Annotated in this window: 20 protein-coding genes; 11 read left to right on the top strand and 9 right to left on the bottom strand. The window is 71.2% G+C overall.

Annotated elements, in window-relative coordinates; all coding sequences use genetic code 11:
• Positions 1–123: 123 nt before the first annotated feature.
• Positions 124–1,521, top strand: a complete 1,398-nt coding sequence (eccD, locus tag DFJ64_RS09765; protein ID WP_115850188.1) for a type VII secretion integral membrane protein EccD — start codon at positions 124–126, stop codon at positions 1,519–1,521.
• A gap of 13 nt (positions 1,522–1,534) precedes the next feature.
• Here the strand turns inward: eccD and DFJ64_RS09760 are convergent, their stop codons facing one another.
• Positions 1,535–2,206, bottom strand: a complete 672-nt coding sequence (locus DFJ64_RS09760; RefSeq protein ID WP_115850187.1) for a hypothetical protein — start codon at positions 2,204–2,206, stop codon at positions 1,535–1,537.
• On the bottom strand, positions 2,203–3,492 hold the full coding sequence (gene eccE, locus DFJ64_RS09755) for a type VII secretion protein EccE (RefSeq protein WP_115850186.1): 1,290 nt from the start codon (positions 3,490–3,492) through the stop codon (positions 2,203–2,205). The genes DFJ64_RS09760 and eccE overlap by 4 nt, the downstream gene beginning before the upstream one ends.
• 203 nt (positions 3,493–3,695) lie before the next feature.
• Between eccE and eccB the strand changes: the two genes are divergently transcribed.
• The 3 genes from eccB (at position 3,696) to DFJ64_RS09740 (ending at position 6,244) form a co-directional block, all read left to right on the top strand.
• Positions 3,696–5,222, top strand: a complete 1,527-nt coding sequence (gene eccB, locus DFJ64_RS09750) for a type VII secretion protein EccB (protein WP_115850185.1) — start codon at positions 3,696–3,698, stop codon at positions 5,220–5,222.
• 365 nt (positions 5,223–5,587) lie between these two features.
• Complete coding sequence (locus DFJ64_RS09745; RefSeq protein ID WP_147304664.1) at positions 5,588–5,905, top strand: WXG100 family type VII secretion target; 318 nt, start codon at positions 5,588–5,590, stop codon at positions 5,903–5,905.
• Positions 5,906–5,953: 48 nt separating this feature from the next.
• Positions 5,954–6,244, top strand: a complete 291-nt coding sequence (locus DFJ64_RS09740; RefSeq protein WP_115850183.1) for a WXG100 family type VII secretion target — start codon at positions 5,954–5,956, stop codon at positions 6,242–6,244.
• Between the two features lie 174 nt (positions 6,245–6,418).
• On the opposite strand, the gene DFJ64_RS09735 is transcribed toward DFJ64_RS09740, so the two are convergent.
• The 6 genes from DFJ64_RS09735 to DFJ64_RS09710 all read right to left on the bottom strand — a co-directional run bounded on the left by DFJ64_RS09735 (position 6,419) and on the right by DFJ64_RS09710 (position 14,379).
• Complete coding sequence (locus DFJ64_RS09735; RefSeq protein ID WP_147304663.1) at positions 6,419–6,931, bottom strand: hypothetical protein; 513 nt, start codon at positions 6,929–6,931, stop codon at positions 6,419–6,421.
• 548 nt (positions 6,932–7,479) lie between these two features.
• Positions 7,480–8,673, bottom strand: a complete 1,194-nt coding sequence (locus DFJ64_RS09730) for an AAA family ATPase (RefSeq protein WP_115850181.1) — start codon at positions 8,671–8,673, stop codon at positions 7,480–7,482.
• Between the two features lie 173 nt (positions 8,674–8,846).
• The gene (locus tag DFJ64_RS09725) at positions 8,847–10,832 is read right to left on the bottom strand and encodes an ABC transporter substrate-binding protein (protein ID WP_147304662.1); all 1,986 of its coding nucleotides are present in this window, start codon (positions 10,830–10,832) and stop codon (positions 8,847–8,849) included.
• A 195-nt stretch (positions 10,833–11,027) separates the two neighbouring features.
• Positions 11,028–12,431, bottom strand: coding sequence for an O-antigen ligase family protein (locus tag DFJ64_RS09720; protein WP_115850179.1), 1,404 nt, complete (start codon positions 12,429–12,431; stop codon positions 11,028–11,030).
• The gene (locus DFJ64_RS09715; RefSeq protein ID WP_115850178.1) at positions 12,428–13,276 is read right to left on the bottom strand and encodes a hypothetical protein; all 849 of its coding nucleotides are present in this window, start codon (positions 13,274–13,276) and stop codon (positions 12,428–12,430) included. The genes DFJ64_RS09720 and DFJ64_RS09715 overlap by 4 nt, the downstream gene beginning before the upstream one ends.
• Entirely contained in the window at positions 13,273–14,379 is a 1,107-nt protein-coding gene (locus DFJ64_RS09710; RefSeq protein WP_115850177.1) for a glycosyltransferase, read from the bottom strand. The genes DFJ64_RS09715 and DFJ64_RS09710 overlap by 4 nt, the downstream gene beginning before the upstream one ends.
• 164 nt (positions 14,380–14,543) lie before the next feature.
• Here DFJ64_RS09710 and DFJ64_RS09705 point away from each other — a divergent pair, with 164 nt between their 5' ends.
• The 7 genes from DFJ64_RS09705 to DFJ64_RS19240 all read left to right on the top strand — a co-directional run bounded on the left by DFJ64_RS09705 (position 14,544) and on the right by DFJ64_RS19240 (position 23,439).
• Positions 14,544–16,049 (top strand): lipopolysaccharide biosynthesis protein, encoded by a 1,506-nt coding sequence (locus tag DFJ64_RS09705; protein ID WP_147304661.1) that lies wholly within the window; start codon positions 14,544–14,546, stop codon positions 16,047–16,049.
• Positions 16,050–16,288: 239 nt separating this feature from the next.
• Positions 16,289–17,089 (top strand): WecB/TagA/CpsF family glycosyltransferase, encoded by an 801-nt coding sequence (locus DFJ64_RS09700; RefSeq protein ID WP_115850175.1) that lies wholly within the window; start codon positions 16,289–16,291, stop codon positions 17,087–17,089.
• Positions 17,090–17,201: 112 nt separating this feature from the next.
• Positions 17,202–18,314 (top strand): acyltransferase, encoded by a 1,113-nt coding sequence (locus tag DFJ64_RS09695; RefSeq protein WP_170152565.1) that lies wholly within the window; start codon positions 17,202–17,204, stop codon positions 18,312–18,314.
• Positions 18,315–18,475: 161 nt separating this feature from the next.
• A complete protein-coding gene (locus DFJ64_RS09690; RefSeq protein WP_115850173.1) occupies positions 18,476–19,231 on the top strand; it encodes a hypothetical protein in 756 nt (251 codons plus the stop codon).
• Entirely contained in the window at positions 19,231–20,781 is a 1,551-nt protein-coding gene (locus DFJ64_RS09685; RefSeq protein WP_115850172.1) for a M23 family metallopeptidase, read from the top strand. Before DFJ64_RS09690 ends, DFJ64_RS09685 begins: the two co-directional genes overlap by 1 nt.
• Positions 20,782–20,908: 127 nt before the next feature.
• Positions 20,909–21,355, top strand: coding sequence for a hypothetical protein (locus DFJ64_RS09680; protein WP_115850171.1), 447 nt, complete (start codon positions 20,909–20,911; stop codon positions 21,353–21,355).
• A 68-nt stretch (positions 21,356–21,423) separates the two neighbouring features.
• The gene (locus DFJ64_RS19240) at positions 21,424–23,439 is read left to right on the top strand and encodes a MinD/ParA family ATP-binding protein (protein ID WP_147304660.1); all 2,016 of its coding nucleotides are present in this window, start codon (positions 21,424–21,426) and stop codon (positions 23,437–23,439) included.
• Here the strand turns inward: DFJ64_RS19240 and DFJ64_RS09665 are convergent.
• Positions 23,417–24,616 carry a nuclease-related domain-containing protein gene (locus DFJ64_RS09665; protein WP_115850168.1) on the bottom strand — a complete coding sequence of 400 codons (1,200 nt, stop codon included), beginning with the start codon at positions 24,614–24,616 and terminating at the stop codon, positions 23,417–23,419. The genes DFJ64_RS19240 and DFJ64_RS09665 overlap by 23 nt on opposite strands.
• Between the last annotated feature and the right edge of the window lies 1 nt (position 24,617).

Genomic DNA, 24,617 nt, shown 5'->3' with positions numbered 1-24,617 from the left:
GCCACGACCCCGCCCACGGAGGCTCCGGAGAATGCTAACGATGTGGCACGACCCCGTGCCTTCCCGGAAGTCGGTAGTCTCCGGGTTCCATCAGAGTGCTCGAGCCGGACGAGGAGATCAACCGTGGAGGTCAACAGCGGTGTCGAGTTGTGCCGCGTCACGGTCGTCGCACCGCGCACTCGGATGGATCTCGCCCTTCCCACCGACACCCCGCTGGCGGACCTACTCCCCACTCTTCTCCGGTACGCCGGCGAGAGCCCTGACGACCCCGCGTTCCTGCGCGGTGGATGGGTGCTGCAGCGCCTAGGGGAGGAGCCCTTCGACCCGTCCCAGCGGCTGTCCAGCCTCGGCATCCGGGACGGTGACGTGCTACACCTCCGTCACCGCGAGCTGTCGATCCCGGAGTTCTCGTTCGATGACGTCGCGGACGCCATCGCGGTCGCCACCCGTGAGCGACGCGCGGCCTGGGAGCCATCCGATGCGCGGAGCGCGGCGCTCGCCGTGGGAGGCCTGTTCTTCCTGCTCGGCACTCTGACGATCCTCTGGAGCGGTCCGCCCTGGCTGCTGCCGACCATCGTCTCGCTCGTCGGCGCGGTGGGCTTGCTCGGCGGTGCCGCCGCCATGTCGCGAGCGTTCGGTCACGGGCGGGTGGGCGTCCTGCTCGGCGCGGCGGCGGTCGCCTACGCCGGCGTCGGTGGCCTGGTCGCGCTCGGTGGCGACGGTGGCATCAGCTCGTTCGGTGCCGCCCAGCTGCTCATGGCCTTCGGCCTCATGTTCGTGATGTCGGCGCTCGCCGGCCTGGCCGTCCAGCACGGCTGGGACGGGTTCTTCGGCGCGGCGGCAGCGTGCCTCGTCGGGATGCTCGCCACCACAGCTGTCTTGGTGCTGGAAGACGTCACCGCGTCGGCCGCCGCGGCGGTCGCCGTCGCCGTGGCGCTCGCGGTCGTCCCGTTCCTGCCCACGTGGTGCGCCCGCCTGGCGCAGCTCCCCCTCCCCCAGCTGCCCACCAGCTCCGAAGACCTCCGCCGACAGACCGACGTGCTGCCCGGCCCGACCGTGCTCCAGCAGGCCATCACCGCCGATCGACTGATGGCCGCACTCGTCGCCGCGTCCACGACCGTCTGTGTCGTGGGATCGCTCTACCTGTCGGGGGAGCCGGGCTGGTTCGGGCTGTCCTTGACCGCGGTGACGGCGCTGGCGCTGTTCCTCCGCTCCAGGCACTTCCGTGGTCGGACACACCGTCGCTGGCTCGTCGGCGGCGGTGCCCTCATCTCGGTGCTCGTGGTCTTCCGGCTCGCGAACCTCGACAACGTGCTGCTCGTGGTGCTCGCGGTGGGCCTGCCGTGCCTGGTGGTTGCCGCGAGCCTGGCCGTCTGGGCGGTGAGCATGCCGGGTCGACGGCTGTCGCCCTACTGGGGCCGGGCCACCGACATCTTCGAGGTGCTCGTCCTGCTGGGCGTCGTGCCTCTCACCCTGGGGGCCGTGGGCGTCTACCGAGCCATCCTCGAGCTGTTCGGGTGAGCGAGCAGCCCGCTCATCCCAGAGGACCGAACAGGCGCTGCTCCAGCGTGCTGAGGCCGAGCCGACCGAACGCGAGCTGTCCCGCGGCGGCGACCGCGAGCACGTCCGGCGGCATCTGCGTGAGCCACGCGGCACGGTCCTTGGCCAACCCGAAACCCCGCCGGGCCACGTCGGCGGCCTGACTCGACAACCTTTGGGTGACCAGGAGGTCGTAGGAGCGCAGCCGGGCCTCATCGGCGGGCGCCAAGTCGGACTGGACGCAGACGAACGTCTGCCAGTCGCCCTGCTCCCACCGCGGCAGCGCCTGATGGTCACGAGTCGCGTCGACCACGAGGGAGGGCCGAGCCACGCTGCCGGTGGCGTTCACTCGTGCGCCCGTCGGCAGCACCGTGAGCCAGGCCGGACCGCGCGGCACCGCCTGCACCAGTCGGCTCCACGCCGCGACCGCGTCGGTGACGACCGTCACATGCGCGCCCACTGCGACCGCCCGGAAGGCGATGAGCTGCGCGAGCCGGCCGGGCGACACCACGCACATCCGGACGGGGTCGCTCCGGAACAGGCGGACGACGAGCGCGCCGGACTGCCCCGAGCCCAGGACGAGACCAGACGGCGGGAGAACCAGACTCGTGTCGGCGAGCTCCTGCGCATGCGTCTCGTGCGCTTGCACCCGCGGCAGGAGGTTCACAGGGCACCTCCGCCCAGCGGAACCGTCGCGAGCACACCCGGGAGCTGCTCACCGTCCAGGCGGAGGAGCCCGACCTTGCTCCTGCCTGCCAGTCTGGACAGCTCGTGGAACGATCTCCGGGCGGTCTTGGCGTTCTCCGCGGTCACCCGGACGAACGACGAGCAGCGCACGGTGTTCTCCGGCGTCCACGTCAACGTCAGCGAGGCCGTGGCGGAGAGGACGGGCAAGCCTGCCATGGCGGCGAGGACCTTCGACAGAGCGGGCAGGCCCGTCTGGGGCACGCCCCGCACCCAGCCGGCGACGTGAGCCACGCCATCGCAGCTCCATCCACGCCAGGTCTCAGCCGTTCGACGCTCACGACGGGACATCGGCGTGTAGTGCGGGTCGACGTTCAACGTGAGGGTGAGGACGTCGCGCAGCTCGCTCTCCTCCAACGGACGGCACGGCAGGCCGGACGACGACAAGACCTTGGTGGCCCGCCCGGCGATGGCGCGCAGCGCGCGACGGACGGCGTCGACCGTGTCGCCGTCCAGCGTCGCCGCCGTGCCACCCCGCCCTGGCTCGAGGCGCAGCGCGACCCACCACGACATGACCGCTGGGGTGATGCCCTGGCTGATCTCGTAATACGAGCTCCCGAGCTGGGCGCCGTAGGGACCCAGGGAGGGCGCGGGAGCAGGCAGCACCCGCATCACGACCTGAGCGGACGCCAACCGCACGCCCTCCGCCTCGGCGAGCGTGGCGAGAGCACCCAGCGGGATGGCCACCGGGTCGGCGGACGCGATCAGGTCCTCACGGTCGGGTCCGAGCAGAACGACGTAGCCGGAGCCGTCATGCGCGACACCGACCGGACGCCCACCACGGCGGCCCGGGAGCGAGGCGAGCTCGAAGTGGGGGAGCCACTCCCGCAGCGGGGCGAGGCCCGGGTCGTGCGGAGGCGCGACCGTCGCCCTCGTGTTGCGCGCGCGGAACGCGAGCCAGACCCGCAGCCACCTCCAGAGAGGACGCCCGTTCCACCACACGACGGTGAGGACGGCGATGACCAGGAGGACGACGACGCTCGTGACCAGCACCCACCCGCCGGTGCTCAGGCCCACCGCGACGAGGCCGAGTCCGACTTGCCACGCCACCAACGGCGCGACCGGCACGGGACCGAGGTGAGCGCCAGGGTAGGTGCGGACCAAGCGGGCCGGAGCTCGGCGCGGCCGGGCGCTCGCCTGCGTCGCGCGTGCCTGGGCGCCTGGGCGGCGCGGTGGCGCGCTGATCGGCTGCTCCCGCACGGCGGCCATGGCTCTCCTCCCGTCGACCGGGCTCCGGTGCGTTGCCGGCGACGCCACAATCGCGACGGCGGCACGAGCCCGGCATCCGGCTCGCCGGCATATCGTAGTGTCGCCGTCCGGCGCCCCGCCGGCGCCGGCGATGCCCGGCGCCGCGATCCGACCGCCCCGACACCACCGCGGCCGGATCCAGATCGCGACCACGAGGGACGACGATGCAAACCCGACGCGACCAACTGCAGGCGTATCGCTACCTCTTGCGCCGGATTCTCGCCGCGATGCTCGGCAGTGAACCGGAGTCGCTCGAGCAGCCCATGCGCCGAGTCTCCACCGCGACGTTCGCCGGCGCCATGGTCGGCGCGCTGGCCTGTGCCGGGGTCGCGTTGTATGGGTGGCTCGCCGACACGAACGCCACCAGGTGGAAGAACGAGCCGAACGCGCTCATCGTCGAGAAGGAGACCAACGCCGCCTACCTCTACCTGCCGAAGTCTCAGCTCGCGTCCGGCGGCGACCAGCCCGCGACGCCGGAGCCGCCAGCTGGCCTCACGGGTGAGCGCGACGAGAAGGACATGGTCCTCGTCCAGGTGCTCAACTACACCTCGGCGCAGCTCATCCTGGACGGTCCGGTGAAGGTCGTCCGGGTGTCGAAGAAGTCGCTCGAGGGGATCCCTCGCGGACCACGGGTCGGGATCCCGCTGGCTCCCAATTCCGTTCCCGACAAGGAGAACCTGGTTTTCGCGCCGTGGACGGTGTGCTCCACGGCTCGCACGGTCGATGACCAGACTCGGCTTCGCGTCGACCTCGTCATCGGGACCGCGAACGAGGAGCTCGACGCCGACCCGATCGGGGACCGTGGGCTCTTGGTGAGCGCTCCCGACGGCACCACCCACCTGGTGTGGAAGGGCAAGCGTCTCGAGGTTGACGCGGACGCTCTGCGCAGCTTGAGCCTTTCGCCGTCGTCGGCCGTCCCCGTGAGCGAGATGTGGCTCGGCACGATCGAGGCTGGACAACCGCTGGCCGCTCCGGTGGTCCCCCAGCGTGGCAACCCCAGCCCCTTCCAGATCGAGGGTCGCACCGCGACGATCGGCCAGGTCTTCCACACGCCCAGCCCGGACGCCTACTTCGTGATGCTGGAGGACGGCTTCTCGAGGATCTCCGAGGTGCAGGCGCTCCTGCTCTTGGGGAGTGGCACCGCCCGCGAGGGCGGACGCGTGCAGACCGAGCCCACCGAGATCCCGATCAGCGCGGTCAACCAGGCGAGCTCGCAGACCGCCACGATGCTCGTCCCTGACCTGCCTGAGACGCCACCGGAGCTGGTCGACCTGGGCAGCGCGGACGGCGTGCCGGTGTGCCTGTCCTACGAGGACCCCGAGGAGGGTGTGACCGTCCTCACCGGCGGCAGGCTTCCGGCACCCGCGGAGACCGCGACGGACACGGCCGACGACCCCAACACCGGTGGCGGGACGGTTGGTCTGGCCGACCGTGTCCTCGTCCCGCCGGGGAAGGGCACCATCGTGGGCCTCCTGCCCGGGCGCGACCTCGACCCGCAGGGCTACTTCCTCATCACCGAAGACGGCGTGAAGTACCCCGTGCCCGATCGGCAGACGCTCGCCAAGCTGGGCTACAACGGCGTCGACCCGCTCCTGGTGCCGCCGTCGATGCTGCGCCTCATCCCCCAAGGGCCGGCGCTCACCACGGAAGCGGCGCACCGCACGGCGGCGTTCGAACCCTCTCGTCAGTGAATCGTGCCCAGCGGGACGGGCGCGTGCCGCGTGGGGAGCTCACCAGCAGGTCGCGCGTTCCCCAGGTGTCTGCGCGGACTCGCCGCCTGGCGTGCCCCGTCCCGCGGGCCTATCGTGATCAACATCGCGGTGTGTGGAGACGCCCACCGGGAGTTATCCACAGGCGGGGTGAATCCCTCTGACGGGAACGCCCCGTTTCGCGTTAGCGTGGTGCAGCGCTGGGTGCCAACCAGCGAGGGGCCTCCGACCGTCGTGCAGACGGGCACTCAGGTCACAAGCGATTCGGCACCCCGACGTTGTGAAGCGGAGGCAGGTCCCGCGACAGGCAGCGCCCGGGACAACCGGGTCGAGACGAGGAGGTAGGTGTGGGAGCAGCCCAGCAAGACAGAGCCGCGATGGCGGAGGCCGCGCAGCGAGTTGGCGACGCCTTCGACGTCATCGTCGGCATCAAGGGCAAGCTGCGCGAGTACAAGTCCGAGGCCCTCGGCCAGTGGGAAGGCAACGCGGCGAACGCCTTCAGCAGGGTCATGGACACCTTCGACGAGAAGTTCCAGGTGGTCTGTGACGCCCTCAACGACCTGCGGGAAAAGATGGGCGCCGCTCGGATGAGCTACGAGGCCACCGAGGAGCAGCAGCAGGAGGCGGTCAACAAGATCGACGCGCTGCTCAACGGCCTCACCTGATCCGGCCCTCCCTGAACTCGACCACCATCGCACGGAGGTTTCACATCCATGACCGACTTCACCAGATGGAATGCTGAGGCGCTCGACCAGCTTCAGGCGAACCTGCGCCTCGCCTACCGCGGTGTCGAGGACGAGACCAACGACCTCGAGAGGGAGCTCGAGCAGAAGCTCGCCGAGTGGAGCGGTGAGGCCAGGGAGGCTTACTGGCAGGCCAAGGCCCAGTGGGAGAAGGCCATTGGTGAGCTCAACGATGTGCTCGCCCAGCTTGGCGCTGCGGTCGAGAACATCAGGACGAACTACACCGCGACCGAGCGGGCCAACACCACGCTCTTTCAGTGACCAGGTCGCACGGTCGGCAGTGGGTAGATCCCGGTCACCTCGTGGCCGGGATCTACCCATGTCTGACGTCGGTTCTCGTGACCCCGCCTGGGTTGATTGGGTAAGCCGATCCCCGCTGACGTTCCTGACTGGCGTGGCGCTGAGCCGGAGGCGGGACGACATCCCTGCCCGCCATCACAACTCCACCGTCACGCTCTCCCGGGTGGTCTGGCGAACTTGGACGGCTGCCCAGATCGCGGACACCGCGACGAGCAGCGCGCCACCGCCGAGGATGACGTAACCGACGACGATCTGCCCTGGGTCGGTGCTCACGTGGAGGCCGAGGGCGACGGCGATGGCAGCGAACGCCGCTCCCGTGAGCAACCACCAGGGCAACGCGAACCCACCCCCGACCTGTCGGAGCTTGACGAGCAGGACGCCGGTCAGCACGGCCGCGGCCACGGTGACCACGGCGGCGACCAGGAAGAGCACCAGGTTGAGGTCGTCGCTTCGGGTGGCCGCTTCTCGGGTCACCTCGTCAGGTGCGGCCGCCAAGTCGGCGAAGATGCCGCGCCTAGGCCCTAGTGCGAAGACGCCGTAGACCACGGCCACGACCGCCTCGAGCGCGAGAACGCCGATCACCACGCGCGCGAGAAGTCTGGAGACGACGGTGCGCGGCCGCGGTGGCTCGGGCGGCAGCTGCGACACCGACGCCTCCGGGAGACGAGCCGTCCAACGCCCGCTGGCGTACTGAGGTGGCGTCTGCCAGGGAGCGGCGTCCTCCGAACCCGACCACGGGGGCGACTCACGGGTCGGCGCCTGGCGAGCCCACGACGGCGGCACCGGTCGAGGCGTACCGGCCGTACCGGGGTACGTCGCGCCCTCCACGGATGCCGCCGGCCCGCCGGGAGATGCTGACTCACCGGGACCGGACGGCTGTCCGGACGAGTCAGGGGCTGGCGGCTGTGATCCCTGCGCTGACGTCGGGCGCTGCGGGGTCCAGGTGCCCGGCACGCTTGGTGTCGACTCGCCGGGATCGGCGAGCGCTAGTCCACAACCAGGGCAGACATGAGAGCTCGCCGAGCCGTGGAAGCCACACCGTGGACAGCGCATGGACAAGGCCTTCATCGTCGAAGTCGGACGGGACGCGCGCGAGCCTACCTGTCCGGCACTACCCATCGGCGCAGGCCGGGCTGTGCCGGGGCACCGTCTGAAGCCCGCCACGCACGGGTGGTCACGGTCACTCTCCAGCCCACCTACGTGGGCTGCGACCGGAGGAACGCGCCGAAGTGCGGCACCGTGAACGCGACGTGGCCGCGCTCGGAGGCGTACACGAGCCCTTTCTTGATGAGGGCGTCACGCGCCGGTGACAGGCTCTGTGGCTTGCGACCGAGCAGCGCGGCGACATCGCCCGTGGCGACGGGACCGTCCCCGCGCTCGGCCCCCAGCTCCGCCATGGCACGCATGTAGTCGCGCTCCGCCGGGGTCGCGCGTTCGTACCGTGACCCGAAGAAGCCGACCGCCAGCTCCGCCTCCGCCTCGGGTGTGGCGACCTTGACGTCGTCGGCGGTGATCGGGCTTCTCGGCGCGACATCCCAGGTCGCCTTGCCGAAGGCTTGGATGAAGTAGGGGTAGCCGTCGGTGACCTCGTAGAGCGCGTCGAGCGCCGCTGGCTCGTACTCCACCCCCTCGCTGGCCGCGGGGAGTGTGAGCGCACGGTCGGCCGCCGCCCGGTCCAGACGCCCGACGGAGACGTAACGGAACAGCCGTTCCGCGTACGACTTGCTCGCCGACAAGGCGGTCGGGAGGTGCGGGAGGCCCGCACCCACCACCACGAAGGGCACGCCGAGCTGGCTGATCTCGTGACAGGCGCCACACAGCGCGGCCAGCTCCTCGGACGGGATGTCCTGCATCTCGTCGATGAAGACGGCGATGCCCACGCCGAGGTCACGCGCGAGCTCTCCCGCGGCGGTGAACAGCTCGATGAGGTCGGTCTCGAGGTCGCCCGAGTCGGCCCGGCCGCGCGCGGCCGGGACGTCGTACGGAGGTCGCCAGCGGACTCCCTTGCGCTCGTTGGCCGACGTCTGGAGCGCGAACGCCTTGAGGACGCCCAGGAACTCGTCGACTCGGTCCGGATCTCGGTGGCGTGGGGCCAGCTCGCGGCTCGCCGCGTGGAGGGCCTGCGCGATCGGAAGCCGGATCGGTCGGTCCGGTCGGGCCTCGACCTTGCCGGTGCCCCAGGCCCGGGTGAGCGCGAGTGAGCGCATGGCGTTGAGCAGAACGGTCTTGCCCACGCCACGAAGGCCGGAGAGGACGAGGCTTCGCTCGGGACGCCCAGCTGCGACGCGTTCGAGGACGACCTCGAACTGGCGTACCTCACGGTCGCGGCCGGCGAGCTCGGGAGGACGCTGGCCGGCCCCGGGGGCGTAGGGATTTCGTACGGGGTCCACGCTGCGAGAGTATGGGCGAATCTAACGAGAACCCTAGATTTCGCTAGAAGCGGATAGTCGCGTGTCGAGTCGGCGAGTGAACCACCCCCTCGCGGAAGCGCCGCCTCGCCCGAGGAAGTCGATGACGGTGTATCGCGCCGTCTAGCGAAAGCACTAGATTCCCCTAGAGACGCCTAGCGGTCTTCCGGAGACCAGAAGTACTGCTCGGGGCCGGACGGTCCGGGCTCACAGCAGTCGTCGACCATGGATCGCACGACATTCCGCAGCCCGTCTTGGACGACGTTGTAGCGCGCGGCCGGGAGCGCGGTGCCGATGACGTAGAACTCCTCCTGGCTGATCCGCAGGATCTCCATGAAGAGCTCCTCACGCCGCCGCTTGTCCGGCGTGATCTTGATCTCGTCGAAGAGCTCCATCTGCCGGCGCGGGCCCGGAGGGGGCTCGACGCCCGCCGTTCCGCCGGTCTGGTACCACCGCCCCCACTCCACCGCATAGGCCGCGTCGACGCTGACCGGGAAATACCACTGCGGGGTCAGCAAGGGCAGCAGGCCTCCGTCACCGTCGTCCATGACCGCGTCGTGCTCGTTGGCCTCGATCCGGGTGAACAACAGGGTGGGGTCCTGGATCTTCACCCGCACGTCCACGCCGATCTGCTTCCAGTACTGGGAGGCGAACTGCGCGATGTCCGCCCACAGCGGGTTGAAGTTCGTGCGGACCTCCAGGGTGAAGCCCAGCCGCCGACCGTCCGGACGCAGCCGGAACCCGTCCCGATCCCGCCGACGGTAGCCGGCCGCGTCCAGATGGTCGTTCGCCTTCGCCACGTCGTACTCGAGGTACTGCGTGGCCAGCCCTTCCAGGTAGAGCCCGGACTCCGGACGCGGCGAGGTCTGCCACGGCTCACCCTGGCCGAGGAGGACCACCTTGATGAGCTCCTCGCGGTTCAACGCGTGGGAGAGGGCGATTCGGAAGTCCTTGTTCTGCAGGACCGCCCGCATGGCGGGGTCCTTGTGGGTGAGGTTGAGGACGAACGTCGCGTCGTTCATCCGCGACGAGACGATGTCGATGAAGTGGTATCGCCCCTTGTCGCGGCCGCCCGCCAAGACCGGCTTGCTCTGCAACGTCACGAGGCCCGGGGTGACCAAGCTGTAGCCGCCTTCGGTGAGCTTGAGGGTGCTGACCTGGGGATCGGTGATGATGTCGAAGACCACCTCGTCGAGGTACGGCAGCTGCCGGCCTTCGGGATCGGTCTTCCAGTAGTAGGGGTTGCGCCGAAGGACCAGGCGGTTGCCGGTCAGTGGCTCGACCACACGCCACGGGAAGATGCACGGCAGGTCGGGGTTCTGCCAGGCCGAGAGCTCGCCGGGGCCCGTGCCACCCTTCGCCAGGAACATCTCCGTCCAGTCGGCGAACCCCTCGTCCTTGGCCTGCTCGTCGGCGTCCGGGTTGTACTTCAGGTGGAACTGCTCCAGGTAGTGCCGGGGCAGGGTGTGCAGCTGCGACCCACCGTTGGAGGCGAGCTGTTCGAGGAACAAGCCGTGCGGCTCGGAGAAGGTGAAGCGCACGGTGTGGTCGTCGAGCTTCTCCAGCTTCGCCGGAACGCCGTCCGGAGCGAACTGCGCCGACATCACCGGATAGAGCTCCTTGACGCTCAACACGTCGTCGTAGGCGAAGAGCAGGTCGTCGGCGGTGTAGGGCTCGCCGTCCGACCACTTCATGCCCTCACGAAGGGCGAAGGTGTAGGCCCGGCCGTCCCGTGACACCTCCCACGACTCCGCGACGTTGGCGGAGACGTTCCGCTGGTCGGCGTCCCAGCGCACGAGAGGTTCGTACGCTGCCGACCCGACCAGGTGAGGGTCAGCGTCGACAGAGGTGAGGATGGTCTTCCAGGTGCCGCCGTACCTGCCCATGCGCTCGGCGGGCCGGACGACCATCGGCTTCACCGGAAGGCGCTCGGCCCGTGGCGGAAGCGCGCCGGCCTTGACCTGTTCGGCGAGCGCCGGTGCTTCCTTGAGGGCGCGGTCCGCGGAACGCGAGGCGCTGTCAGCCTTCCCGGCCGGCTTGACGGACAACGCCTCACACCCGGCCACCGCCACCGTGACGGCAGTGGTGACGCCGAGCCGGAGCAGATCGCGTCGGCTGGACCGAGGAACCGGTGATCTCATCACGATCACTCCTCGAGGGATTGCGCGGGCCGCCAGGCTGCTGGCATCCGGCTCCGGTCGCGCCGTCCGGCGCGGATCAACGATCCCTGCTGCAGGGCCCGTGAGACCGGTCGGCCCGAAGGACACGGCGGGTGGGTGACGTCACGTATCGGTCCGGTGACGCCATGATCGAAACCGATTCGCGTGTTGTCTAGGTCACATCTGGCGAGCGAGGGGATCGGGACCCAACTCGGTCACCGGCTCCTCGACCCGCGGGTCCTCCGCCAGCCACGGCAGCGCACACCCGGCGACGAGCATGACGAGAGCGCTCGCGGTCAACGTCACCGTGAAGAGGTTGTTCGCCATTCCTTGGATGAGGAACGCCAGCACGGCTACTCCGATGCCAAGCGGCTCCGCCCGGGCGAGCCCGGCTCGCTCGCGCGCTCGACGAATGACCGTGATCGCGACGGCGGCCAGCCCGACGTTCACCAGGAGCGCTCCGACCAGACCGAGGACGCCGTTCTCGGCCGCCGCGAGGAGCACCGTGTTGTGCGCGTTGCTGCCAGCCACCCCGAACGACGTCGCGCGGTAGCGCTCCGGATCGGCGGCGGTGAACGTCGCCTGCTCGCCCGGCCCCACACCGGTGAGCGGATAGTCGGCGAACACCCGAAGCGCGGAGGTGTACAGAGCCAGGCGGTCGGTCCGGTCATGGAGCACCCGGTCGAGCAGCGGTGTCCACACGAGCAGCGCCGCGACACCGACGGCCGCCACCGCGCCCCCCGCCAGCGCCCACCGACGGCGCTGCCGGAGGACATCCACCAGCCCGGCCAAGCGGCGGGTGAGGACGAGCAGCAGGAGGCAGGCGACGACGGTGACCGCGAGCGAGCTCCGGGTGTACGTCAGCACCAGCGCGATCCCCTGGACGACAACCCCGGCCAGCCAACCGATCCGGTGCCGGGTGGAGGTCGCGTCGAGGGCGATGCCACACGTGACGGGGATCGACAGCACGAGCAGGGCGCCCAGGAAGTTGGGTGACAGGTCCAGCGTGCCGGTCACCCGACCTGGGATCTCGCCCACGAGCGCGGTGTTGCCGCTCGCCTCCTGCAGACCGAAGCCGCCGGGGAAGCCGACGACGTAGGCCACCAGGCTGAACGCCGACTCGAAGATCCCGACCCCGGCGAGCGCCCGACCGACGACGTACCGGGTCAGGTCGCGCGGCGTCTGCGCCAGCACGACGACGGCCATGACGAGGTAGAGCAGCACGCGGGCGGGCCCGCGGAGCAGCATCCCCACCGTCTCCGGCACGGTCTCGGCGTTGACGAATGACGAGACGCACGCGCCCGCGGCCACCAGGCCCACACCGACCACGAGCGTCCGCCCGAACGGAACCCGGTCCAGGCGCCCCCGCCGCACCGCGCCCGGCAGCAGCACGACGAGACCCAGCAGGAACAGGGCGTCGTCGGCGCCGATGCCGAACGCCACAGTCTGGTGCGGCGGGACGACCGTGAGGACAGCGACGAGCAGGCCGAACGAGGGCGTCCACCGCCGCAAGGTCGGCGTCCACCGCCACACCGCCAGCGCCGCCACCACCGCGGCGACCCCGAAGGCGAGGGAGATCATCGCCGCCCCTCCCCCTCGCCCGCGCCAGGCAACCGGTCCGCGTCGAGGACGTTCTCCCGCACCACGTGCTGGACCCGGATGTCGACCGCGCCCGGCTCGGCACGCACCGCGTGGACGGCGCCAGCCACCTTGATGTCCTTGATCCGCACGTGACGCGACCGGCCGGACAGGCAGATGCCGTCGCCGTCCTTGACGAAGACGGGGTAGTTGTTGGGGTTCGCGCGTCGGGTGCGGATGAACAGCGTCCCGTGCTCCCACCACGACGCCTCCTCAGCGGTGTCCGGAGGCCTGCGTGGGTAGCCGGTCATGGCGATCCCGCCGACGCGCACCAGCCCGAGATCCGGGTCTCCGAAAAGCCGGATGTGGTTCGGCCAGGGCGTGCTCCAGGTCTGGCGGCCGTCGCTCTCCTCCTCGACCAGCCGCCACGGTCCGGGCACCCTCCGGTTGGTGGTGAAGACGGTCGGGTTCAGGGTGTTGGTGTAGACGTTGCGGCGGATCACGACGGGACGATCCGGCGTGCCCCGCACCGTGAGGCACTTGGTGCCGGTGCCCGGATAGACCAGCCGGTGGCCGTAGCCCGTGATGAGAATCGTGGTGCCGGGCTCGGCCCGACGGACCGCCTCCTCGAGCGTGGCGAGCGGAGTCTCCGGGGTCCGCCCATCGTGGTGGTCGGCGCCGATGCGCCGGTCGACGTAGAGCGTGGACGGCAGGTTGGCCCTGGCGGGCGGCATCGCGATGTCGGCGACCACGCTCACCGCCAGCACGGCCGCCGCCACCAACGCCAGCGTGGGCGTCGCCCGCCGGATCACCTCCGTCAGCGGCGTCCCTCGCGTCGGCGCGCTCATCCGGCCACCTGGTGGCGGGTCGCGGCCGGCAGACCGAGCAGGGAGACGTAGTGATGGACGGTCCGCTCGGCGGCGGCCACCATGTCGTGCTGGCGCGCCACCTCGTCACCCGCGCGGACCAGAGCGGCACGGCGGTCCGCGTCGCGCACGGCGTTGAGCGCTCGCACCAGCGCGTCGGCGAGGTCGCCGGGATCCTCAGGGCGACACGTGAACCCCGTGACACCGTCGGTGACCGACTCGGCGAGTCCGCCGATCCCAGACACCACGGGAACGCAGCCGGCCGCCATCGCTTCCAGCGGCGCCAGGCCCAGCGCCTCCTCCCGGGAGGGGACGACGAGGATCTCGGCGGCGGCCATCTCCGCCGCGACACGCTCCTGCGGGAGAGCCCCGACGAACTCCACCCGCGCACCCGTCCGCCTCGCCTGCTCCTCCAGCGTCGCCCGCTCCGGACCATCACCCACGACGCGCAGCGGCGGGACCTCCTCGCTCCGTCGGCCGAGCTCCGCCAGCGCGTCGAGGAGGACGTCCAGGCCCTTGCGCGGGATGAGGTTGGCGACGAAGAGGAGGTGGTCCTCCCGTCTCACGGCCTCTCGCGCCGCGGCGAAGTCGGCGTAGCGGATGCCAGGAGAGACCAAGGCCACCCGCTCGGGTGGGACACCCAGTCGCCGCTCCACCTCGCCGGCCAGGAAGGTGCTGTTGGCGACGACGAGCGAGGCTCGACCGAAGACGAAGCGGCACAGCGCACGGTCGACGGGGGAGCGGTCAGGCAGGCGGAGGACGTCACTGCCATGGGCGAACAGGACGAGTGGTGCTCCCAGCCGTACCGCCAGGGGCCAGGCCAGCGGGCCGGTGGGGTAGGCGATGTGCGCCTCGACGACGGTCGGCTGCACAGGACGTCGGGACAGCGCCGCTCGTCCGACGCCGGCGAGCAGGCTCGCGTACCGGCGAGCGGCCGACGGGTGATCCTCGACCGCCACGACCTCGACGTCGTGACCGAGCTGGCGGAGCGCCTCGACCCGGTTGGCGACGAAGCACCCCCACGCGGGCCGGCGTCGGCTGGGCCACAGGTTGGTGACAACGACGATGCGCAGGTGCGGCTTCACAGTGGCTCCGGAATCCCAGCTCGCCCTCGGCGCCCGCCCGCGACCGGCGTGAGCCCACGGTCGGCCACTCGGGCATGATGCAAGGCGCCGCTCAACGCCCGAGTGTGCCTCGAAGCGGGGCCCCAGCCCGCGCGGTGGGGGTCGGTCGGATCAAGGTCGTGGACATGACAGTGCGGAACGATACCCTGCCCGGTGCGGCTGGCCAGGCGGCGCATCGGCGCCTGGTCGGGCGCCTGCTGCGGGGTACGGCCTGGTCCATGGTGGGGATCGCGGCGCTCGGCCTCACCCGCCTGATCTACACCGCGCTCGTCGGCCGGACCGGCGACCCGGCGCGGCTGGCCGAGGTCAACGCCCAGGTGTCGCTGGCCTTCTTCGCCACGTTCGCGACCGCCGCGGCGACCGGCGCCGGGGCGTCGAAGTTCCTGCCCCTCCTCACCGCCAGCTCGGGGCCCGCCGCGGCCGCCGCCGTCCGGCGCCGCCTGCGCCACTGGACGATCCTCAGCACCGGAACGGTGACGGCCGGCATCGCCGCTCTAGGACCCTGGCTGCTTCCTGGGACCGGGTACGACGGCGTGGTGGAGGTGTGCGCGCTCACCGTCGCGTACGGCGCCTACTCCTACACCAAGTCGGTTCTCTACGGATTCCACCTGGCCCATCGGTACGCCGTGCTCGAGGTGTGCGCCGACACGGCGATCCTCGTCCTCACCGTGGCCGCGGTCTGGTGGGCGCCGGACCTGGTGCTGGCTCCCCTGGTCATCGGGTACGCGGCGTTCGCGATCGGCGCCACGCTGTCGACGCCCCGGCACGTGCCCGGTCCGATTCCGCCGGTCGGTGCTGAGCTCGGCGGCTTCGTCGCGTTCACGGCGCTGGGTATCGCGGCGGGACAGGGCTTCTTCCAGATCTCGATGGTGGTCGCCCGACACACTGCTGACGGCGGTGACGCTGGCGCCTACGCGGCGGCGATGGCACTCGTCAGCCCGGCGTTCTTCCTCCCGCGCGCCCTCGCCCTGGCCTTCTTCCCGGCCGCGGCCGAGGCCGTCGGTCGCGGCGACGATCGGGCGCTCGCTCAGCACACCCGGCAGCTCACGCGGCTGCTGTGGCTCGCCGCGGCGCCGGCGCTCACGGTCGCCGCGATCGTCGGGACGCCGGCGCTGCGTCTGGTGTTCGGCCCGTCCTACGAGGGCGGCGGCCCGGTCCTCGCCATCCTGCTGGGCGCGGTCCTGCTCTACGTCCTGGCGGTTCCCTCGGTGAACGTCCTGTCTGCTCAACCGCTGCGGTTCGCCCGCATCCCGCCGTTGGCGTCGACGGTCGGGGGCCTCGTCGGCGCGGTCACGTGGCTCGTGCTCGCGGAGCGACTCGGCGCCGTCGGCGTCGCGTGCGGCTACCTCGCCGGCATGCTCGTCCAGGCCGGGACACCGTTGACCATCACGTTCCGCCGCATCGGGCCGCCGCGTCCCGCGACGGCGGCACGTGTCGTTCTCAGTCTGCTCGTCAGCGTCGGCCTGGGTTGGCTCGCCGTCGCCGACCCACAGCCCATCGTGGTGGGCGTGGGCGTCGTCGGGTACCTCGCGATCTTCTGCGTCCTGTTCCGGCGTGACCTGGTGGCGACGGCCCGGATTGTGCGACACAAGGGTGGGTTCCCCAAGCCATCCGCACCGCTCACCACGTAAGGTGAGCACGCACAGCTCGGTACGCACACAGGTGGCGATCGCAGATCCACGGCGATGACGGCGGTCCCGGTGTCGACCCAACCCGTCCCGGCCTGGCATGCTTGTCGCCGGCTCAGTCGGGCGAGTCGGCGTCTGGGAGAGGAGCACACGGTCCCATCCGTGGGAGAGCACAGGACGACCCACCGTGGACGCACCGTGAGCACGGTGTGCCGGGAAGTCCTGTACGGGAGGGAAGGTTGATGGCATCGGGGCAAGCCGGCGCCCGAGATTCCGCCACGCGCCCGACAGGCACTCGGCGGATTCGCATCTGCGGGATTCCGGTGGACATCCTCACCATGGAGGAGTCCATCGCGGCCGCCTGCGAGCTCATCGCCACAGGCCAGCCCCACCAGCACGTCGCCATCAACGCCGCGAAGGTCGTCGCGGCCAGGCGCGACCCGGAGTTGCGCCACATCATCGAGTCCTGCGCCATCGCCAACGCTGACGGCCAGTCCGTCGTCTGGGCGAGTCGCCTGCTCGGACCACAGCTTCCGGAGCGAGTCACCGGTATCGACTTCATGCTGCGCATGTGGGAGGTCGCGGCCGCGAAGGGCTACCGCGTCTTCCTCCTCGGGTCCAAGCGGCAGACCGTTCTGAAGGCGGCCGAGGTGGCGCGGTCCCAGGGTGTCGACATCGTCGGGGCACGCGACGGTTACTGGACCGAGGAGGAGGAACCCGCCGTCGTCGAGGAGGTGGCTCGCGCCCGGCCGGACCTGTTGTTCGTCGGCCTGCCGACCCCCCGCAAGGAGCGCTTCCTCCACCGCCATCTGTACGAGCTGAACGTGCCCCTCGCGGTCGGGGTGGGCGGCTCCTTCGACGTCGTCGCCGGCGAGGTGACGAGAGCGCCGTTGTGGATGCAGAAGGCCGGCCTGGAGTGGCTGCACCGGATGCGCCAGGAACCGCGCCGGCTCCTCCGCCGCTACGTCCTGGGCAACATCACCTTCGTCGCGCTGGTCATGCGCGAAGCGCTCGCCCAGCGACGTCGGTCATCCTCCTCGTGACGGGCGGGCGATGGCGCGTACGCGGTCACGGTCCGGCGGTCCCACCGGCGCCACGGCACGAGCGGCCGGCCCGATCGAACGCGCGAACCTCGGCCACACGACCACCGGCCACGTGCCCTGGCTGTCCTGGGCGCGCATCGTGGCCATCGTCGGGGTCGTCACCATTCACGTGTACTCCCACCTCACCCTCGAGTGGGGTACGGTCACCGCACGGCAATGGCACTTCGGCACGTTCCTGCAGGCGGCCAGCCGGTTCAGCGTCCCCCTGTTCCTCATGGTCTCCGGGGCCGTCCTGCTACGGCCGCGGCCAGGGGAGCGCCTCCGCGACTTCTACCGGCGACGGGCATCCCGCGTCGCCATCCCGCTGGTGGTGTGGACCTGCGGCTACCTCGTCTTCGACGCGTGGACCCACGGCCGGCCGATCACGCCGTACCTGTTCGTCCAAGGCTTCCTGTGGGGGAAGCCGTACTACCACTTGTACTTCCTGTATGTCGTCGCCGGTCTCTACCTCGTGACGCCGTTCCTGCGGACCTTCGTCGCCGCGGCCGACCGTCGCATGGTGCTGGCCGCCACCGTGTGCCTGCTCGGCCTGTCCAGCCTCGACAAGATCCAGCACTTCTACATGGGCGGTGGCGGCTTCAACGCCTTCAGCTACTTCGTGCCGTTCCTCGGCTACTACCTAGCCGGCTACGTCGTCGCGACGACCCGCCTGCCCTGGCCCCGCCGGACCGTGGCGCTCGGCGCGGCGGCGGTGTTCGTCGGCACCACCGTGACCGTCCACGTCGGCACGTGGTGGATGTTCGGCGCGCTCGGGGTCCAGCACGGCCGGATCCTCTACGACTACCACGCCCCCACCATCGTGGTGGCGAGCATCGCGATGGCGTTCTTCCTGCGCGCGGTCTTCGGCGACCACGACCTCGGCACCGCGACGGTGCCCGCACGCCCTGGCACCGCGCAGCCTGACACCGCGCGTCCCGCCTCATCGGCCGCTGGACGGCCGTGGTGGGTGACTCCTCGGGTACGACGCTACGCCGACCTCACGTTCGGCGTCTTCTTGCTGCACCCGCTCCCCCTCGAGCTCCTGGTGCGCCGCGACCAACCGGAGTTCGCCTCCCCGTACGTCGACATCGCCTTCCACCTCGGCGTCATCGTCGCGTTGGTGGTGGGGTGCGCCGTCGTGACGTTCGTGCTGCGCCAGGTGCCCGTCCTGCGGCGTCTGGTCTGACCGAGGCACGCGTCGACGCATCCGGTCACGCCACAGCCCGTCACGTCTCCCGCGAGATCGCTACGTCCCGTACCGTGTTCGAGACACTTGGGTAGCAGCGTTCGGAGACACTCGGGAGCAGCGCCCGGGCGTCGCGACGTCCGAACCCACGGGAGCGATCGATGGACAACAGGAGTGTGCGGATCGCCGCGGTGCTGGCCTCCGTCGCCGCTGTGGTGTCCGTCGTCGCGCTCCTCGTCACGACGTATCTGTCCGCCAAGCCGCAGGAGGTCATGACACCGGAGCAGACGTCCGTCGAGGGGACGCCGGAACCGGCCGGAGCTCTCCGCAGCCCGGCGACCTCCACGGCACCGGTGCAGGGTCCGGCGCACGACGACGAGGTGGCGTACGTGCCGGACGAGCGCACCAAGGCGGCGATCCTCGAGGTGACCGTGCGCTTCCTGACCGAGTGGAAACGACCGGGAACCCCCGACGAGCGCCGGGAACGGATCCGCCCGTACGCCACCGAGTGGCTCACCTCCCGGCTGGCTGAGACCGACCCGGCGAACCTGCCGGTCGCCACCATGACCGGCCAGCCCGAGCTCGTCACCGCCACGCCGTACGCCGCCGCGACCCGGACGCGCTTCGACAACGGCCTCGCCGTCCGGTGCAACCTCGTCCTCGACACCACGGGATGGCGCGTGGCCGAGGTTCTCCCCGACACCGGCGTTCCGTCGCCCAGCGCCTCCCCCGCACCGACCACGACGTCGACCAACGCACCGCAGTCGGCCACAGCGGACGGACCCAGCCCGGACGTGACCGCCCCGGGCTGGCAGGCCGGCCAGCCGCTGGGCACACCAGCCAGGCCACCGGCGAGCGTCGCCCCTCACACCCCCGCCCCGACGTCGCGCTCGACCCCCCGCAGCGAGGCGCCCTGATGGCACCCTTCCTCACCGCCGCCAAGGCAACGAGCCGACGACTCGCCCGGGCGGCCGCCCGACGGGCGGGACGCCGGGTCGTGCGCACCACGGTCGTCACGGGCAGGGCGTCGTCGGGGAGGACCGTGGTCATCGGGCTGGCGGTCGCGATCCTGCTCTTCCCCTTGGCCGTGTTGGGCGGCATCGGCTCCGCGATGCTCGCGGTGCTCGCACCCCTTGGCAGCGAGGACTCCACCACGAGCACCCAGCAGTGCGGCCCGACGACCGTGCGGGTGTCCATCACCGACACCGCCGAGCTGGACGCCGAGCAGCTCGACAACGCGCGGACCATCATCGCCGTCGGCCAACGACTGGGCGTTCCGGTCTACGGCTGGGTCGTCGCGCTCGCCACCGCACTGCAGGAGTCCTCGCTCCGCAACCTCCACTACGGCGACCGTGACTCGCTCGGCCTGTTCCAGCAGCGGGCCGCCTGGGGGTCCGTCGCCGAGCGCACGAACCCCGAGATCGCGACCACGATGTTCTTCACCGGTGGTCGCGGCGGCCAGCCCGGCCTGCTCGACATCCCGGGCTGGGAGCAGATGTCGGTGACCGACGCCGCCCAAGCGGTGCAGCGGTCGGCGTACCCCAACGCCTACGCCGACGACGAGCCGCTGGCCCGCGCGTTGGTCGCGCAGTACGGCGGGACGGACCCAGGAGACTGCGGGTTCCCACCCGGTCTGGTCTGCCCGCCGACTCCGTGGCCGGGTGTCGAGGACGGGCTCACCAATGACGCTGTCCTCGTCCTTCGCTGCACGCACCAGCGGTTCCCGCAGTTCGAGACCTTCTACGGCGTTGGCCAGCGCCCCGCCGGTGGTGACGGCGACCACGCCAACGGCCGGGCGGTCGACGCGATGCTGCCGTTCCCCGACTACAAGTCCCAGCCGGCCAAGGCGTTCGGCTGGACGGTCGCCAACTGGCTGCGGCAGCACCACTCCGAGCTCGGGGTGAAGTACATCATCTTCGACGCCAAGATCTGGTCCGTCGCGCGGCAGGACGAAGGCTGGCGCCCCTACACCCACTACAGCGGATGCGAGACCGACACCTGCCTGCACTACGACCACATCCACGTGTCGGTCTACGGCAACGCCGCTCGGCTCCCAGACACCGGCGACTGGGTGCTTCCGGTGGCCCCCGGCAGCTATCAGCTCACCGCCCGGTTCGGTGAGTGCGGGGCACGGTGGGAGCACTGCCACACCGGTCTCGACTTCGCCGCCTCCGAGGGAACGCCCGTGCGGGCCGCGGCCGCCGGAACGGTCGTCTTCGCCGGCCGACTCGGTCCGTACGGCAACCTGGTGCGCATCGATCACGGCAATGGTGTGGTGACCTCGTACGCCCACCTGCGCGGTTTCGCACCCCAGGTCGAGGGCGCGACGGTCATCGCGGGCCAGATGATCGGTGAGGTGGGAACGACCGGGAACTCGACCGGACCACACCTCCACTTCGAGGTGCGCGTGGCCGGGCAGCTCGAGGACCCTGAAGTGTGGCTCGGCGCCCACGGAGTGCCGCCGTAGACCGCGGGGTTTGGTGTCGACGGACGTTGTTGCACATCCACGCCGACCAACTACTGTTCGCGATGAGGACGCAACGGCGCCAGGCTGCTGACGCCCGCCACGACGCGCACCGGAAGGGGGCAACGACGTGACGACCCCGGAGTCAGGGTCCCCGTCCGTCGACGTACCCGAGGCGGCGACGGAGGCGTCGGACGACCTGCCGATCGACGAAGCGACGGCCTTCGGCGTCGAGGACTTCGACCCCGACGACCCGTGGAACGCGGTGCTGTGCGTGGAGAGCGAGCGGGCGGTGACCGTCCTGCCGTTGACCCCGAAGAACCTCGACCTGCTGGTCGAGCGGCTCGACGAGGTTCGGGAGGCGCAGCGGACGGCGCTCGGCGTGCCCTCCCCGGAGGGGACCACTCGGGACGACCGTCCCGGTGCTCTCCACCAGCTCGCTCACGCCGCCCGGCTCGCGACAGGCAGTGCTCACGTCGCCCGGGTCTGGCACACCTCGCCGCAGGGACGTCTCGTCATCATCGGGGGTGCCGTGTTGTTCGTCCTGCTCGGGCTCATCGCTTCGCTCGTGTCCTGAGAGCGATCGTGCTTCGATAGCGATCGTGGTTCGGTAGCGTGCGAAGCCTGACCGTCAGGGAGCCTGCTGTGACCGACCAGCCCTACACCAACGACGACCCAGCGCCCCACGCCACGAGCGGACGCCTCACCGGGTCGGCGGCGGCGTCGTCCCGCGAGTCCGACGAGGAGGAGTTCCACATCGGCGTCGGCCGCCCGTACCCGCACCTGACCACCAGGGCGGTCGAACCGTCACTGGAGCGGGGGACCCTCATCACCGGGGGGAGCACGCCGCGACCGGCCACCGCGGGCACCAGGGATCCCGGCACCTCCGGGGACGCAGCCGACGTCACCACCCCCTCCGACGCCTCACCGCTGGCGGACGACAGCGCCGCGTCATCCGAGCCAGCGACCGGTGGCGGTCCGGAGAGCGAGGCGGGCGAGGAGGCGGAGGAGGCACTCGCGGACACGACCGTTCCTCCGTACTGGGCACAGCGAGCGGCCTCACGCTCTGACGACGACACGGCGAGACGGCCTGGCCAACCTGGCGGACTCGGTAGCACGTCGACGACCCAGGCGCAGCGCGGTGGCGGGGCCGGCGCGCGGTCGGCGCCGTCCTCGGCGTCGCGCGCTCGAGTCTCCGGCGCCGCGACACCCGCGGCCGGACAAGCGGCCACGGCGAGGATGACGGGCCGCACGGACGAGCCCCGCCGAGCCAGCACGTCGTCCCCGACGGGCCAGCCCAGCGCGGCCGGTACGCCCACGGCACCGGGCCGCGCCAGCACACCTCGGCAGGCCAGCACACCTCGGCAGGCCACGACGCCACGGCAGGCCGGCACATCTCGGCAGGCCGGAACCGCGCCGTCGAGCCGGCCCGGCAACCGGCCGGCGGCTCGTCTCCAGTCGGCCGCCACCCCGCCGTCTGGAGTGGCCCGGGGCGCCTCGGCCACGACGAGCGGCACCGGGGGCGCCAAGGCGGCGAGCCGGACATCGTCCGGCCGACCCGCGAGCGGCCGGACGGGAGCGACGGCCGCGAAGGCCACCCGGGCCGGGAGAGCCGCCAGCCGGCCGTCCTCTGGCGCGACGACGTCGGGGCGAGCCGGATCGGCCAGCCAGCGCGACCGTTCGGGGGTCGATCTGTCGCTGCCCGACCTCAGCGACGTCGACGACGACGCGTTCATCGAGAACCTCTCCAGCGGGTCGGGCAAGCCGATCCCACGCTACGGCTGGCAGGGTCTGGTCTACCGGCTCACCCGCCTCAACTTCGGTCCGAGCAAGCGTGACCGGGAGGAGCTCGAGCTCCGCTACCGGCTCAACCGCCAGCTGCGTCGCACGCGTGGGTACTGCGGCTACATCGGCATCGCCTCCGAGAAGGGTGGCGTCGGCAAGACCACCCTCGCCGCCCTCTTGGCGGCCGAGCTCGCCGAGGGACGCCGTGAGTCGGTCGGCGTGGCCGACCTCAACCCCGACCTCGGCACGCTGCCGGACCGCTTCGGCGTCCGGCCCCAGCACTCCATCCGTGACCTGCTCGCGCACGTGGACGAGATCCCCTGGCGCTACCACGTGCACGACTTCATGGAGAAGGTCCCGGAGATGAACGTCCGGGTGCTGGCCGCTTCGACAGACCGCAAGATCCGGCACCAGCTCAGCGTGTCCGACGTCGAGCTGCTGGCGGAGCTGTTCGCGCCGTTCTTCTCCTTCGCCATCCTCGACAACGGCACCCACATCACCCACGAGGCGATGCTCGGGACGCTGCGCATCGCCCACGGCATGGTTCTGGTCACCGACAACACCAAGGACGGCGCCAACCTCGCGCGCAAGACCCTCCAGTTCCTCACCGACAACGGCTTCCCCGAGATGCGTCGGCGGATCGTGCTCGCCGTCGTCGCCAAGGAGACGGCGAGTCCGGTCAAGGTGCGGGCGATCGAGCGTGCGTTCACCGACCACGTCCGGGAGCTCGTCGTCGTCCCGTACGACCCGGCACTCGACGGCGGAGGCCGCATCCCGTTCCGCGACCCGAACGCCGTCAACAAGGTCCTGCGGCCCCAGACACGCGCCGCCGTGCGCCGGCTCGCCGCCATCGTCATCGACGACCTGGTGGCGTGAGGCTGTCGCCGCCGGCGAGTCTCGCCGCCCGCCGGGCGAGTCGCTCAACCTGCTCGTCGGTGAGCCTGGCCGGCCGCGACCGTAGCCAGGCCACGAGGTCGTCACCCCGGACGACGACGACGGGGACGGACCGGTCGACGCCTCGGGGCAGGACCGTGAGCTCCACCTGCTCGACCGGCAGGACCGTGTCGTCCCACAGGACCGTCACGCCGACCACGACCGCCAGCTCCTGTGCCCCGGTGGTGGTCTGATCAGCCGCCATGACGTCGACACCGAGGTGATCCGCCACCCCGCACACCGCCCGGGCGAGGGGAACGAGCCGCGCGGCCAGCGCGTGCGGATCACCGTCGAGGGCGTACGCCAGGTCCGCGGTGTCGTCAGCGACGTGAACCAACGACACCCGCCCGCCCCATCGCCGGGTCGCCACCACGATGACGCCGGCCGGACCGACGAGCAGGTGCTCGACCACCGTGCCGTCGTCGAGACGCCGGTCCGCGATGACGTGCCAGGACGGACCCAACTCCGCCAGCAGCTTCCCGGTCCGGCCGACACCCCGCAGCAAGGCCGCGCCACCGGCGACGCTCCCGCGCGCCACGTCGTCCTTTGGTCGACTTCTCGAGCGCGGCCACCTCGACCACGCGCGGGCGCCTCCCGCCAGCCGAGCCGGCCACGTTCGCCACCGCCACCTGGACCGCCCGAACCGGGGCGGTCGCGAGCGCCACGCGATCACCACCATGGCGGCACCGAGACCTAGGATCGGCACGGCCGCCGGCGCGAGCGGGACCAGCACGCTCGTCACCACGAGCACACTGTGGGCCCACGCGGTCGTCACCGCCCGACTGCCTCGTGGGGACGGGGTCAACCACACGGTCGCCACCACCACGGCGGCGAACAGCCAGTAGACCAGGCCCGACCGCACCGGCGACACCAGGGGCGACCGCGTGCTCGCCCACTCCGTCGTCATCGACGTGAGCACCAAGGTCACGGCCAAGGAGACGACGGAGCCCGCGGCGGAGGCGTTTCGACGCCACCAGACACCGACGGCCACCACGACCAGGACACCGACGACGAGCGTCGTCGCCGCGTCACTGCGCAGCGCCGCGAGCAGGACGAGGAAGAGGACCGCGGCCCCGACCGCGAGCGCGGCCCCCCGCCGTCTGGTCGGGCTCCCGCTCACC

The sequence above is a fragment of the Thermasporomyces composti genome (genome assembly GCF_003386795.1).
In the GTDB taxonomy this organism is placed as follows: domain Bacteria; phylum Actinomycetota; class Actinomycetes; order Propionibacteriales; family Actinopolymorphaceae; genus Thermasporomyces; species Thermasporomyces composti.
The sequence above is the reverse complement of the archived record's forward strand: the minus strand, read 5'-3'. Positions and strand labels throughout refer to the sequence as shown.

What these genes read in the sequence shown, in the direction of transcription:
- DFJ64_RS09720 (WP_115850179.1), bottom strand. Translation starts at nt 12,431, where the DNA reads ATGATCTCCCTCGCCTTCGGGGTCGCCGCGGTGGTGGCGGCGCTGGCG.
- DFJ64_RS09700 (WP_115850175.1), top strand. Translation starts at nt 16,289, where the DNA reads ATGGCATCGGGGCAAGCCGGCGCCCGAGATTCCGCCACGCGCCCGACA.
- eccE (WP_115850186.1), bottom strand. Translation starts at nt 3,492, where the DNA reads ATGGCCGCCGTGCGGGAGCAGCCGATCAGCGCGCCACCGCGCCGCCCA.
- DFJ64_RS09685 (WP_115850172.1), top strand. Translation starts at nt 19,231, where the DNA reads ATGGCACCCTTCCTCACCGCCGCCAAGGCAACGAGCCGACGACTCGCC.
- eccB (WP_115850185.1), top strand. Translation starts at nt 3,696, where the DNA reads ATGCAAACCCGACGCGACCAACTGCAGGCGTATCGCTACCTCTTGCGC.
- DFJ64_RS09715 (WP_115850178.1), bottom strand. Translation starts at nt 13,276, where the DNA reads ATGAGCGCGCCGACGCGAGGGACGCCGCTGACGGAGGTGATCCGGCGG.
- DFJ64_RS09705 (WP_147304661.1), top strand. Translation starts at nt 14,544, where the DNA reads ATGACAGTGCGGAACGATACCCTGCCCGGTGCGGCTGGCCAGGCGGCG.
- DFJ64_RS09740 (WP_115850183.1), top strand. Translation starts at nt 5,954, where the DNA reads ATGACCGACTTCACCAGATGGAATGCTGAGGCGCTCGACCAGCTTCAG.
- DFJ64_RS09690 (WP_115850173.1), top strand. Translation starts at nt 18,476, where the DNA reads ATGGACAACAGGAGTGTGCGGATCGCCGCGGTGCTGGCCTCCGTCGCC.
- DFJ64_RS09725 (WP_147304662.1), bottom strand. Translation starts at nt 10,832, where the DNA reads ATGAGATCACCGGTTCCTCGGTCCAGCCGACGCGATCTGCTCCGGCTC.